The organism is Aeromicrobium sp., from assembly GCF_036676885.1.
Lineage (GTDB): Bacteria > Actinomycetota > Actinomycetes > Propionibacteriales > Nocardioidaceae > Aeromicrobium.
Map to the genome: position 1 here is coordinate 1 of NZ_JAKFCB010000360.1, position 12,282 is coordinate 12,282.

Genomic DNA, 12,282 nt, shown 5'->3' on the forward strand with positions numbered 1-12,282 from the left:
CACGATCCGGTTCAGCAACGACTGCCTCCAGGTGCAGCTGCTCGCGAACTGCCGCAAGAAGGATGTCTTCATCATCCAGCCGCTGGTCCCGCCGACGCAGGACCACCTGATGGAGCTGCTGCTGATGATCGACGCGGCCCGTGGTGCGAGCGCGGACTCGGTGACGGCGGTCATCCCGCACTTTGCGTACGCCCGCTCGGACAAGAAGGACGCGTCCCGCATCTCGATCGGCGGCCGCCTCGTCGCCGACATGCTGACCACCGCCGGCGCAGACCGGGTCGTCACGATGACGTTGCACGCGCCTCAGGTGCACGGGTTCTTCAGCGTCCCGGTCGACCACCTCACGGCGATCGGTGAGCTCGCCGACTACTACCGCAACCGCAATCTCGCCAACACCGTCGTCGTCTCCCCGGATCTCGGCAACGCCAAGACCGCCTCGCTGTTCGCCCGGCTCCTGGGCGTACCGGTCGCGGCCGGCAGCAAGCAGCGGCAGGCGGACGACAAGGTCGTGATCGACGCGATCGTCGGCGACGTGGCCGGCAAGACAGCGATCGTGCTGGACGACGAGATCGCCACCGGCGGGTCGATCGTGGAGCTCATGAACAAGCTCGAGGAGGAGGGATGCACCGAGGCCTCGGTCGCGTGCACGCACGGTCTCTTCACCGGCAAGGCGGTCGAGCGGCTCCGCAACCATCCCTCGATCACCGAGGTCGTCACGACCGACACCGTCCCGCCACCGGCGGAATGGCCCGAGCTGCAGGTGCGTTCCGTCGCCGGGCTGTTCGCCGAGGCGATCGCCCGCATCCACGCCGGTGAGTCGGTCTCGTCGCTGTTCGACGGCGTCGACCCGGCACACGCCCCACCCCAGCCCAAGCTGCCGCTGTAGCCCGCTGGGCGGGGGAGCCGGAGATCATGTGTGATCTGCGGCCTGTTCACTTTGTCGTAACACTCCGCACCCGTACGCTTTTCGGTTGTGAGCAATTCACCGATCGGCATCTTCGACTCCGGCTTCGGCGGCCTGACGGTCGCCCGAGCCGTTCTCGACCAGCTGCCGCACGAACCGGTGCTCTACCTGGGCGACACGGCCCGCCAGCCGTACGGCCCCAAACCCATCTCCGAGGTGCGCGAGTACGCCCTCGAGTGCCTCGACCACCTCGTCGCCCAGGGTGTCAAGGTCCTCGTCATCGCTTGCAACTCCGCCAGCGCGGCGGTCCTGCGAGACGCCCGCGAACGCTACGACGTCCCCGTCGTCGAGGTCATCGTGCCGGCCACCCGGCGCGCCGTCAGCGCCACGCGCAACGGCTCGATCGGCGTGATCTGCACCGAGGCGACCGCGACCTCCCGGGCGTACGACGACGCCTTCGCGGCCAACCCGGGCATCACGCTGCACACCCAGGCCTGCCCGAAGTTCGTCGAGCTCGTCGAGGCCGGCATCACGAGCGGCCCCGAGCTGCTCGCGGCAGCCGAGGGCTACCTCCGGCCGCTGATCGAGCTCGAGGTCGACACCCTGGTCCTCGGCTGCACGCACTACCCGCTGCTCACCGGTGTCCTCTCGTACGTCATGGGCGACGGCGTCACGCTGGTGTCGAGCGCCGAGGAGACCGCCAAGGACGTGTACGCCCTGCTGGTGCGCGAAGGCCTCGAGCGCGACCTCTCGCTGCCCGAGCCCGAGCACGGCTTCCTGACGACCGGCCGCCCCGAGGAGTTCACGATGCTGGCTCGCCGGTTCCTCGGACCCGAGGTCGAGTCGGCCCGCCAGTTCTCCTGGGTCGGCGCGGTATGAAGCTGACCGTCATCGGCTGCGCGGGGTCGTTCCCGGGACCGGACTCGCCCGCGAGCTGCTATCTCGTCGAGGCGCCGTTCGAGGGACGTACCTATCGGCTGCTCATCGACCTCGGGTCCGGCGCCCTTGGCAACCTGCAGCGCGTGTGCGACCTCCACGACATCGACGCGATCGCGATCTCGCACCTGCATGCCGACCACTGCTTCGACCTGTCGGGCTTCTACGTGGTCAGCAAGTACCACCCGGACGGCCCGCTCGACCGCATCCCGGTGCTGGCTCCGGCCGGGGCCGGCGACTACCTCGCCACCGCCTACGGCATCCAGGATCCGGTCGGCATGACCGAGCAGTTCGACTTCCGCGACTGGCAGGACGGCGGGACGGTCGACCTCGGGCCGTTCACCGTCACCTCGATCCTTGTCGACCACCCCGTGCCCGCGTACGCCATCCGCGTCGCCACCGAGGGGCACTCGCTGGTCTACTCCGGCGACACCGGGCCGGACGAGGCACTCGCCGAGCTCGCCACGGGCGCCGACCTGTTCCTCTGTGAGGCGTCGTTCGTCGAGTCCGCTGCAAACCCGCCCAACCTGCACCTCACCGGCGCGGAGGCCGGCGCATACGCCACCCGGGCCGGCGTGGGCCAGCTGCTCGTGACGCACATACCTGCGTGGACCGATCGCGCCGAGGTCGAGTCGGACGTCAAGACGACGTGGGACGGCTCCTACGAGCTGGTGACCGCCGGCTCGACCTACGACCTGCCCTAGGGCGCCCCACCGCGCCCCGGCCCGGTTCGCGCGACCCCGCATCCCGCCCGGCGGCGTTATCGTCGGTCGGCGCACAACCCCGGTGCGCCTCTCTCCTCTGCCTTGCCGGACGGGCGCGGATGCCACGCTCACTGGCCGAACCGGGACGCGGCGGCGTGCCCGATAGGCTCGCGGCATGACCCGCGAAGATGGCCGCAGTGCCGATCAGCTCCGACCCGTGACCATCACCCGCAACTGGCTCGACTACGCGCAGGGCTCGTGCCTCATCGAGTTCGGCAAGACCAAGGTGCTCTGTGCCGCGAGCGCCAGCGAGGGTGTGCCGCGCTGGCGCAAGGGCTCGGGCCTCGGCTGGGTCACCGCCGAGTACGCGATGCTGCCGCAGGCGACGCACGACCGCTCACCGCGTGAGTCGGTCAAGGGTCGCATCGGCGGACGTACGCACGAGATCTCCCGCCTCGTCGGGCGATCGCTGCGGGCCGCGATCGACTACAAGGCACTCGGCGAGAACACCATCACGATCGACTGCGACGTCCTGCAGGCCGACGGAGGCACCCGCACGGCGGCGATCACCGGCGCCTACATCGCGCTAGCCGACGCCGTCGAGCACCTGCGCTCCAAGGGCGCCCTGATCGGCGAGCCTCTCGTCGAGTCGATCGCGGCGATCAGCGTCGGCATCATCGACGGCGTCCCGATGCTCGACCTCCCGTACGTCGAGGACGTCCGCGCCGAGACCGACATGAACGTCGTCATGACTGGTGGCGGCAAGTTCATCGAGGTGCAGGGCACCGCCGAGGGTGCGCCGTTCGACAAGCCCGAGCTCGATGCGCTGCTCGAGCTCGCCGCCAAGGGCTGCGCCGACCTGACCAAGCTGCAGAACGACGCCCTCGCTCGTGCCTAGCCGCGTCGTCCTGGCGTCCAACAACGCCAAGAAGCTCGCAGAGCTGCGCCGGATCCTCGAACCGCTGGTTCCCGGCATCGAGGTGCTGGGCCTCGCCGACGTGACCCCGTACGACGAGCCGGCCGAGACCGAGCCGACGTTCGAGGGCAACGCGCTGATCAAGGCGCGGGCCTGCCTCGCGGCCACTGGGCTGCCGTCGCTGGCTGACGACTCGGGCCTCTGCGTCGATGCCCTCAACGGCATGCCGGGCGTCCTGTCGGCCCGCTGGTCGGGCGTGGCCAAGGAGGCCGGGGGAGACGCCGCCAACAACGCGCTCCTGCTGAGCCAGCTGTCGGACATACCGGAGGAGCGGCGCACGGCACGGTTCCGGTGCGCGGTTGCCCTGTGCACGCCCGACGGCACCGAGGTGATCGAGCTGGGCGAGATGCCGGGGCGCATCCTGCGATCGGAGCAGGGCGAGGGCGGCTTCGGCTACGACCCGCTGTTCGCCGCCGACGGCTACGACGTCTCGACGGCGGAGCTGCCGGCAGGCGAGAAGGACCGCATCAGCCACCGCGGGAAGGCGCTCACGGCGATCGCGCCCGCCGTGGTCGACGCGCTCGGCTAGGCCGGCTGGTCGAGCGCCGAGATGACCCGGCGCGCGATGGCCAGGCTGCCCTTGCGGTTGGGGTGCACCCCATCGGTGACGCGATCAGCGGTCAGTGCGCCGGTCGTGCTGATGAACTGGATCCCGTGCTTCTCGGCCTGTGCCTTGATGATCGCGGTGACGCGCACCTGGTTGGCCGGGTCGTGGGGACCCCACGGCGGGCCCAGCACGATGATGCGGGTCGACTCGGGCAGGAACGTCTGCAGGGTGTCCAGGTAGCGGTCCACGGCGTGCTCGATCGCGTCGTCGGTGGCCGGGATGAAGTTGCCGTCCTCGCAGGTCGCCCAGTCGTTGCGCCCACCCTCGATGATCAGGAGTGACGGCGCCGGCCCGGCGTACGCCTCGGGGCGATCGATGAAGGTGTTGCCGGTGCAGGCAAGTCCGGGGCGGAGATAGCCCGAGCCCGACTGCGCATACCGGGTGACCTTCGCATCGAAGTGGTCGCCGGTCATGCTCCACCAACCCTGTTTCTCGTCACCCGGCTCGTCGTTGTAACGGGCGGTGATCGAGTCGCCGACCACGACGATGCCGCGAGGGGCGAGCGGGGAGACCGTCACGCGCTCATCACCCGTCGCGCCCTGCCAGGCGATGAAGGGGGCGATCAGCAGCGCGGCCAAGATGGCGAGAGCCACTGACCGTCGAGCGGTCGCCCTGCGAAGTGTCATTCGTGCGCTTTCTCTGCTGCTGAGAGCGCAACTGTAAGTCTGATCCGTCGTCGGTCAGGACCGAATGGCCGAAGTCAATCCAAAAGTCACCAAACCTCATCCGAGCGGTTCATGAGAACCTGGCTCGATGGGCTGGTCGGGGAGCGCGAAACCCTGCTGGCGCCACGCCTCGAAGACCGCGACCGATGCGGTGTTGGCGAGGTTCATCGAGCGCCGACCCGGCAGCATCGGCAGGCGTACGCGGGCCGTCACGCGCGAATCGTCGAGCACCTCGGCGGGCAGGCCGGTCGGCTCGGGGCCGAACATCAGGACGTCGCCCGGCACGTACGCCACGTCGGTGTAGAGCTGCTCTCCGCCGGCCGTGAACGCGTAGACCCGTGCCGGCCCGAGCGCCTCGAAGGCCGCGTCGAGGTCCGCGTGCACGGTCATGACGGCGAGGTCGTGGTAGTCGAGTCCGGCCCGCCGCAGCTTGGACTCCTCGAGGTCGAATCCCAGCGGCTCCACCAGATGCAGCTCGGCCCCAGTCACGGCGGCGAGACGGATCGCCGCGCCGGTGTTGCCGGCGATACGGGGCTCGTAGAACAGGATGCGAAACACCTCAACCACGCCCCCTCGGGCTCCACTCCAAGATGGCGTGGACCACGAGTCCGGCGACGATGGCCCAGGCGGCCGCGCCGACGCCGTACGCCGTGATGCCCGACGCCGCGACGAGGAACGTCACGACCGCGGCCTCGCGGCCCTTGCGCTGTGACATCGAGCCCTGGAGCGAGTCCGCAAGCGTGCCGACCAGCGCCAGGCCGGCGACGGTCGCGATGACCCCGATGGGTGCGACGGACACCAGCGCCGCGAGCGCAGCGGATGCCGCCGCCAGCACGACGTACGTCACCCCCGCCGACTGCGACGCGATCCACCGCCGGCTCCGGTCCGGACCTGCGTCGGGGCCGGCGGCGAGCGCGGCGCTGATGGCGGCCAGGTTGGTCGAGTGGGCTCCGGCCGCGGCGCCGGCGATCGTGGCGACGCCCGCGGTGACGATCGAGTCGCGCCACGGCAGGTCGTACCCGAGCGACTTCATGATCGCGACCCCTGGGACGTTCTGCGACGCCATCGTGACGATGTAGAGCGGCAGCGCGATGCCGACGACCGCCTCCCAGCTCAACGCCGGCCAGGTCAACGCGAGCTCAGGGATCAGGGTCGACGAGGCGACGCCCTCACCGCGACGGATCATGTCGATGCCGATCACGACGCCCGCGGTCACGAACGCTGCGGGAATGGCCCAGCGTGGGGCGAGGCGCACGCCGATCAGCCAGACCAGCGCGATCGGCACGATTGCGCCCGGGTTGTCGACGAGGCTGTCGACCGGCGCGAGACACAGCTCCAGCACCACGCCGGCGAGCATGGCCTGCGCGATGGGGCCGGGGATGCGGGCGATCAGGCGTCCCAGCGCGGGCCAGAAGCCGGTGAGGACGTACGCCGCTCCGGCCAGCATGAAGGCACCGACCGCGGCCGGCCAGCCACCGTCGACCACGCTCATCCCGGCGAGCAGCGCGGCACCCGGGGTCGACCACGCCAGGACGATCGGCATCCGATGGCGCCGGCTCAGCCAGATGACGCCGACCGCCTGTGTCAAGCAGAGCGCCAGCAGCCCCGACGCGGCCTCGCGACGATCGGCGCCGACGGCGGCAAGTCCGGTGAGGACCACGGCGAACGAGCTCGTGTAACCCACGACCATCGCGATGATTCCGGCGCTGACCGGCTGCTGAAGCTCCGAACGGCTCATCGGTGACCCGAGACCACGCGATGCCGCTCCATGGGAGGTCAGCCTAGACTCACCCGCTATGGCCTCACCCCAGCGCGTCCACGTGACGCACACGTACACGTCCGATCCCGCCACGATCTTCGAGAAGCTGACGGAGCACGAGAATCTCGGGCCGGTCTTCGGCGCCAAGATCACCAGGATCTGCGACGGCGACACCTCGCGAAACGGACCCGGCTCGACGCGGGCCCTCAAGATCGGGCCGCTGCCGGCCTTCCAGGAGACCACCACCCAGGCTGAGCCCAACCGGCTGATCGAGTACAAGATCAGCAAAGGCAGCCCCCTTCGCAATCACTGGGGTGTGCAGAAGCTGACCCCGACGGCCGACGGTGGCACGTTCCTCGACTACACGATCGGGTTCGACCTGCCGATTCCCGGTCTCGCCGGACTGCTCGGCAAGGGCATCGCGACCTCGCTCAAGAAGGGCCTGCCCAAGCTGGCGCCCTGACCGTCCAAGATTGTGTAACAATATGGCGTGCGTCCGGTCCTCTTCGTCATCGTTGCCGCGGTGTGCTTCAGCACGACCGGGACGGCTCAGGCGTACGGCCCGGACTCGGCTTCGGCCGCCGCTGTCGGACTGACCCGGATCGTGGCGGGCGGTGGCCTGCTCGCGCTGGTCGCGTGGTGGGCCGCCGGTCGCTCGGGCGTAGGAACGCCTCCGACGCGATTGCCGCTCTGGGTCGTGCTGCTGGGCGGCGCGGCCGTCCTGGCGTACCAGCCGACGTTCTTCGCCGGTGTGGGACTCAACGGCGTGGCGGTCGGCGCGGTCGTCACGCTCGGCGCCGCCCCTGCGTTCACCGGCCTGCTCGAGTGGCTGGTCATCCGCAGGCGGCCGCCGCGACGTTGGTTCATCGCCACCGGATGCGCCGTGATCGGCGTGGTGCTGCTCGGCGGGCTCTTCGACCGAGCCGACGGGGGCATCAGCCTCGCCGGGATCGCGGCGTCGCTCGGTGCGGCGCTCTCGTACGCGGTCTACGCACTGGCCGCCAAGCGCCTCCTCGACGACGGAGCGAGCGCGACCACGGCGATCGGCAGCATCTTCGGCACGGCCGCGCTGATGGGGGCCCCGTTCCTCCTGCTTGTCGACCTGTCGTGGCTCGGCTCGGCCGCAGGGCTGGCGATGGTCGTCTGGCTGGCCGCCGCGACGGTCGCCGTGGCGTACGTCCTGTTCGCGATCGGCCTGCAGAGCCTCAGGGCTTCCACGGTCTCGACGCTGACGCTGGTCGAGCCGATGGCGGCGTCCCTCCTCGGCGTGGTGCTGCTCGACGAGCGCCTGTCGACGCCGGGCTGGATCGGGCTCGTGGTGCTGCTCGGGGGCGTCGTGCTGCTGGCGGTCCCGGGTCGTCGAGTCGAGCGGGTGCCGGCGTGACCGAGCGCACGACGGGCGCGGACCGCCTGGCCGCCGAGCTGCGGCGCCGGGTGCTGTCGGGCGAGCTCGAGCCCGGTGCACCCATGCGTGAGGAGGCGCTGGCCGAGGAGTACGACCTTTCGCGGCACACGGTCCGTCGCTCCCTCGAGCGCCTCGTTGCCGAGCGTCTCCTGGTGTCTGAGGCATACCGGGGCGTTCGCGTCACGTCGTTCAGCGACGCCGACGTGGTCGCGCTGCAGCAGCTGCGCACGGCGCTGGAGTCCGAGGCGGTCCGGCTGCTCCGGGCCGCGCACGGTGACTCCTGGCCGGACGAGCTCCTCGCGCCGCTCGTCTCGGCGGCCGATCTGATGGGCACCGATCCTTCCCCCGAGCAGGCGCACTCGATGTTCCACCGAGCCCTGGTGGCGGCGGCCGGCAGCCCGCGGATCACCGAGGCGTACGAGCGGCTCGACACCGAGATGCTGCTCTTCCTCAACCAGCTGCGGTCACAGTACGACGGCACCCAGCTGTGCACCGAGCACCGCGACTACCTCGCCGGCGTCCAACGCCTCGGCGAGAAGGCCGTACGCCAGCACCTGGCACGTGCGACAGCGAGGCTGCTGGAGTCGCGCGCCTGAGCATGGACGTCCGATTGACGCCAGCATCGCGAGGCGCGAGCGCACACGATGAAGGCATGACGATCACCCAACAGACCACCGCCGTCGCCCTCGTGACCGGCGCCAACCGCGGGCTCGGCCTCGCGACCGCCCGGCTCCTGGGCGAATCAGGGGCCACCGTCCTGCTCGGTGCACGCAACGCCGCCAAGGCCGAGATCGCGGCGGCCGAGCTGCGCGACGAGGGCCTCGAGTGCTGGCCCCTCAGCCTCGACGTCGAGTCGGCGGCCAGCATCGCCGAGGCGGCAGAGCGGGTCGAGCGAGATTTCGGCCGCCTCGACATCCTCGTCAACAACGCGGGCATCCTGCCGGAGGCAACGACACCGGGCGCTCTGCAGCCACTCGACATCGAGCTGTTCCGCCGGACGTTCGAGACCAACGTGTTCGGAGCCGCCGCGGTGTCGCAGGCATTCCTGCCGCTGCTCCGCGCCTCGGAGGCCGGACGCATCGTCAACGTGTCGAGCCGCATGGGCTCACTGGCGGATCAGCTGGACCCGACGTCGCCGTATGCCTCGATGGTCGTGCCGGCGTATCAGACCTCCAAGGCCGCGCTCAACGGCTTGACGGTCGCGCTGGCGAAGTCGCTGGGCGACACGCCGGTTCGGGTCAACTCGGTGTGCCCGGGTTGGGTCCAGACCGACCTCGGCGGGCCCGACAACCGCGCCGCAGCACCGACGACGGCGCACGACGCGGCGCGCACCGTGGTGGAGATGGCGTTCATCCCTGCGGACGGCCCGACGGGTACGTTCGTCGACCTCGACGGTCCTGTCCCGTGGTGAATCAGCCCTTCGCACTCCGGGGACCGGGCTCGCTCGTCTCCGACGAGTCGTGCCACTGGTCCTGCTCGTCGAAGTAGCCGTCGCGACGATGACGGGGATGCGCGGTCGTCGACTGCTGGGCGGTCGTGTGGCGCTTGCGGCTGAAGGGCGTGACGACGTTCGGCATGGGGTGTGCCTCCCTCTGATGGCTCCCACCTCGGGAACCGGAGTCGGAGACATACCCCTGCGGAGCAAGGCGAAACGGCCCCTGACTCCGAAGCCGTGGCTACGGAGCGCCAGCAACACGTAGTTGGTGCCGGTGACAGGACTTGAACCTGCACGCTCGAAAGCACAGGATCCTAAATCCTGCGTGTCTACCAGTTCCACCACACCGGCCCCGAGTCAAGAATAGGTGAGCCGACACCGCGACGCGGGTAGGCGTCACCTACTCGCGTACTCGGGACAAGCCGGTCACTTCAGCGGTGACCTCACGGAGTCGCTGCACTACGAGCCGAGCCCGAGGTCTTTCCGCAGCTTGGCCACGTGCCCCGTGGCCTTGACGTTGTACTGCGCGAGGGCGATCTTGCCGTCCTCGACGACGAACGTCGACCGGATGACCCCCTCGACGACCTTGCCGTAGAGCTTCTTCTCGCCGAACGCGCCCCACTCCAGCAGGACCTCCTTGGACGGGTCCGACAGCAGCGTGATCGTCAGGCCGTCGCGCTCGCGGAACTTCGCGAGCTTCTCGGGCTTGTCCGGCGAGATGCCCAGGACGGTGTAGCCCTCGGCCTGCAGGCGGTCGATCGAGTCGCTGAAGTCGCAGGCCTGCTTGGTGCAGCCGGGAGTCATCGCCGCGGGGTAGAAGTAGACGATGACCTTCTGGCCGTGGAAGTCGGAGAGGCTCACCTCTTCACCGGCGTCGTTCACGAGCGTGAAGTCGGGTGCCTTGTCTCCAGGCTGCAGGCGCGTCGTCATGGGCACTATCCTGACGTACGTGTGCAGGTGAGTGGCCTGCACCCTCCGTAGACCCAGGTGAGCGAGGCACGACGTGGCTAAGGCGAAACCCGACCAGATGGTCGACGAGATCGACGAGATCCGGGAGCGGCTGGCGGACACCGTTGACGCCCTTATCGACCGGACGAATCCTCGCAACATCGCCCGCAGAAGCCTCCACAACCTCCGCTCCCGGTTCATCGACGAGACGGGTTCGCCCAAGCTGGGCACGATCGTCCCGCTGGTCGGCGGCACGGTTGCCGTCGTCGCCGGGATCATCGTCATCCGCCGGCTCGTGCGCTGACCATGTTGCGTACGTTCATGTGTCGCTCTGACTCGTGAGCCCGGCACGTGACATCCCGTTGCGCAGTCTTCGGCTGCTCAGGCCGGCCGACACGTTGCAGGATCGCCTCTACATCCTGCGCCGTCGCTGGCGCACGCTCCTGCGGCTGAGCCTCGGCACCGCGCTCGCGTACTTCATCGCGACCCACGTGCTCGACCACGAGCAGGCGTTCTTCGCCCCGATCGCGTGCATCATCGTGCTGATCTCCGGTGCCGGACTGCGCGGCCGGACGTCGTACGAGCTGGTGGCCGGCGTGTCACTCGGCGTGCTGGTGGGGGAGCTGCTGATCCTCGGCATCGGGCGTGGAACCTGGCAGATGGCGTTGATCGTGACGTTGACGGTCGTGGCCGGGACACTCGTCGGCCTCAAGGGGCTGGCGCTGACCCAGGCCGCGACCTCGTCGGTCCTGCTCGCGGCGGTCATTCCGCTCGCGGGGTCGGGCAACCCCGCCGTGACCCGCTTCCTCGACGCGCTGGTGGGCGGGGCGATGGGCCTGGCGATGGTCCTGCTGATCCCGCGCAACCCGATCCGCGACATCGACCGCGAGGTGCAGGGCTTCCTCCGACGCCTGGCGGGCATCCTGAGCCGTACCGCCCAGGCGCTGCGCACGGTCGATGCCGCGCTGGCCGACGTCGCCCTCGCCGAGGCGCGGTCGATGCAGCCGCAGGTCGAGTCGATGACGTCGACGGCCGCCAACGTCAGCGAGATCGCTCGCATGTCGCCGATGCGCTGGAAGCAGCGGGAGCACGTGCAGACGTACGTCGCCACGGTCCGAGACCTCGACAACGCGATCCGTGATGCTCGCGTCCTGGCTCGCAAGACCTCGGCGCTGCTGCGCCGCGGTGAGATCGTGCCGCCCGACATGGACCTGGCCATCGACGCGTTGGCGCGCGCCATCGGCATCTTCGCCGACGACCTGTCCGAGCACGATGACTTCGACCACGCGCGTCAGGAGCTGATCGAGGCGGCCAGGATGGCGTCCGCTGCGCTGCCGGACGCCATGACGATGAACAGCGCCTCGATCGCCGCGCAGGTGCGCTCGCTGGCCGCGGATCTCCTGTATGCCAGCGGCTACTCCAGAGACGAGATCGATGACCGCCTGGAGTTCGACTGACCTCGCCCGAGCCTTTCGCCTGCGATTGGAAGCCGGTTCCTGGGGAGGTCGCCCGCGACCGACCGGGAGCGAGCTCTGTGAGCGAAGGACGACACGCCGAGCGGTTTACAACCTGTCGTCAGTTACGATACGTTTCTCGAACTGCTCCGCAAGGGGCTCGAACTGTAGAAGGAGGTGGACCCATGAAGAAGCTCATCATCACGACTCTCGGCCGTACCGGCCGCGATGCCGTCGCGTCTTTTGCCCGTCCGACCTCCGAAGCAGTGCACCTGAAGTAGCCCTCACCTGTTGGCACTTCTGCCGCTTCGGATCTTCGATCTGAGGCGGTTTTTCTTTTGCCCGCACACCTATTCCACCCATCCAACCTTCCAGAAAGGAGGCGCGCTATGACCACGAAGCCCGATACACGACTCATGCCCGCACAGAACCCGACCGATCTCCACCCGACGACAGGAACTGATGGAGAGGGGGTGAAGGCCGTGGGAA

Annotated in this window: 16 protein-coding genes and 1 tRNA gene; 11 read left to right on the forward strand and 6 right to left on the reverse strand. The window is 69.3% G+C overall.

Annotation, left to right across the window (positions count from 1 at the left end; all coding sequences use genetic code 11):
* From V6M46_RS17110 to rdgB, 5 genes are all read left to right on the forward strand, one after another.
* A partial coding sequence (locus tag V6M46_RS17110) for a ribose-phosphate diphosphokinase (protein WP_332667290.1) occupies window positions 1-886 on the forward strand: 886 nt, incomplete at its 5' end.
* A gap of 87 nt (window positions 887-973) precedes the next feature.
* Window positions 974-1,783 carry a glutamate racemase gene (gene murI, locus V6M46_RS17115; RefSeq protein ID WP_332667292.1) on the forward strand — a complete coding sequence of 270 codons (810 nt, stop codon included), beginning with the start codon at window positions 974-976 and terminating at the stop codon, window positions 1,781-1,783.
* Window positions 1,780-2,544 (forward strand): MBL fold metallo-hydrolase, encoded by a 765-nt coding sequence (locus V6M46_RS17120; protein WP_332667294.1) that lies wholly within the window; start codon window positions 1,780-1,782, stop codon window positions 2,542-2,544. The genes murI and V6M46_RS17120 overlap by 4 nt, the downstream gene beginning before the upstream one ends.
* 175 nt (window positions 2,545-2,719) lie before the next feature.
* Window positions 2,720-3,442 (forward strand): ribonuclease PH, encoded by a 723-nt coding sequence (rph, locus tag V6M46_RS17125; protein ID WP_332667296.1) that lies wholly within the window; start codon window positions 2,720-2,722, stop codon window positions 3,440-3,442.
* The gene (rdgB, locus tag V6M46_RS17130) at window positions 3,435-4,049 is read left to right on the forward strand and encodes an RdgB/HAM1 family non-canonical purine NTP pyrophosphatase (RefSeq protein ID WP_332667299.1); all 615 of its coding nucleotides are present in this window, start codon (window positions 3,435-3,437) and stop codon (window positions 4,047-4,049) included. Before rph ends, rdgB begins: the two co-directional genes overlap by 8 nt.
* On the opposite strand, the gene V6M46_RS17135 is transcribed toward rdgB, so the two are convergent.
* The 3 genes from V6M46_RS17135 to V6M46_RS17145 form a co-directional block, all read right to left on the reverse strand.
* A complete protein-coding gene (locus V6M46_RS17135) occupies window positions 4,046-4,720 on the reverse strand; it encodes an SGNH/GDSL hydrolase family protein (protein ID WP_332667300.1) in 675 nt (224 codons plus the stop codon). The genes rdgB and V6M46_RS17135 overlap by 4 nt on opposite strands.
* Before the next feature lie 129 nt (window positions 4,721-4,849).
* On the reverse strand, window positions 4,850-5,359 hold the full coding sequence (locus V6M46_RS17140; RefSeq protein WP_332667301.1) for a tRNA (cytidine(34)-2'-O)-methyltransferase: 510 nt from the start codon (window positions 5,357-5,359) through the stop codon (window positions 4,850-4,852).
* Window positions 5,352-6,530 (reverse strand): benzoate/H(+) symporter BenE family transporter, encoded by a 1,179-nt coding sequence (locus V6M46_RS17145; protein WP_332667302.1) that lies wholly within the window; start codon window positions 6,528-6,530, stop codon window positions 5,352-5,354. The genes V6M46_RS17140 and V6M46_RS17145 overlap by 8 nt, the downstream gene beginning before the upstream one ends.
* Window positions 6,531-6,588: 58 nt before the next feature.
* Here V6M46_RS17145 and V6M46_RS17150 point away from each other — a divergent pair, with 58 nt between their 5' ends.
* The 4 genes from V6M46_RS17150 to V6M46_RS17165 are packed head-to-tail and all read left to right on the forward strand — an operon-like array spanning window position 6,589 to window position 9,367.
* On the forward strand, window positions 6,589-7,014 hold the full coding sequence (locus tag V6M46_RS17150) for an SRPBCC family protein (protein WP_332667303.1): 426 nt from the start codon (window positions 6,589-6,591) through the stop codon (window positions 7,012-7,014).
* A 27-nt stretch (window positions 7,015-7,041) separates the two neighbouring features.
* Window positions 7,042-7,935: a DMT family transporter gene (locus V6M46_RS17155; RefSeq protein WP_332667305.1), complete on the forward strand. Its 894-nt coding sequence runs from the start codon at window positions 7,042-7,044 to the stop codon at window positions 7,933-7,935.
* A complete protein-coding gene (locus tag V6M46_RS17160; protein WP_332667307.1) occupies window positions 7,932-8,552 on the forward strand; it encodes a GntR family transcriptional regulator in 621 nt (206 codons plus the stop codon). The genes V6M46_RS17155 and V6M46_RS17160 overlap by 4 nt, the downstream gene beginning before the upstream one ends.
* A gap of 56 nt (window positions 8,553-8,608) precedes the next feature.
* On the forward strand, window positions 8,609-9,367 hold the full coding sequence (locus tag V6M46_RS17165) for an SDR family oxidoreductase (protein WP_332667309.1): 759 nt from the start codon (window positions 8,609-8,611) through the stop codon (window positions 9,365-9,367).
* Between the two features lies 1 nt (window position 9,368).
* Here the strand turns inward: V6M46_RS17165 and V6M46_RS17170 are convergent, their stop codons facing one another.
* From V6M46_RS17170 to bcp, 3 genes are all read right to left on the reverse strand, one after another.
* Window positions 9,369-9,533 carry a hypothetical protein gene (locus tag V6M46_RS17170; protein WP_332667310.1) on the reverse strand — a complete coding sequence of 55 codons (165 nt, stop codon included), beginning with the start codon at window positions 9,531-9,533 and terminating at the stop codon, window positions 9,369-9,371.
* 124 nt (window positions 9,534-9,657) lie between these two features.
* A tRNA-Leu gene (locus tag V6M46_RS17175) sits at window positions 9,658-9,742 on the reverse strand.
* Between the two features lie 108 nt (window positions 9,743-9,850).
* Complete coding sequence (bcp, locus tag V6M46_RS17180; RefSeq protein ID WP_332667311.1) at window positions 9,851-10,321, reverse strand: thioredoxin-dependent thiol peroxidase; 471 nt, start codon at window positions 10,319-10,321, stop codon at window positions 9,851-9,853.
* A gap of 73 nt (window positions 10,322-10,394) precedes the next feature.
* Between bcp and V6M46_RS17185 the strand changes: the two genes are divergently transcribed.
* Together V6M46_RS17185 and V6M46_RS17190 are read left to right on the forward strand one after the other, a co-directional pair.
* Window positions 10,395-10,643, forward strand: a complete 249-nt coding sequence (locus V6M46_RS17185) for a DUF3618 domain-containing protein (protein ID WP_332667313.1) — start codon at window positions 10,395-10,397, stop codon at window positions 10,641-10,643.
* A 34-nt stretch (window positions 10,644-10,677) separates the two neighbouring features.
* Window positions 10,678-11,796 carry an FUSC family protein gene (locus V6M46_RS17190; protein ID WP_332667315.1) on the forward strand — a complete coding sequence of 373 codons (1,119 nt, stop codon included), beginning with the start codon at window positions 10,678-10,680 and terminating at the stop codon, window positions 11,794-11,796.
* The last annotated feature ends 486 nt before the right edge of the window (window positions 11,797-12,282 follow it).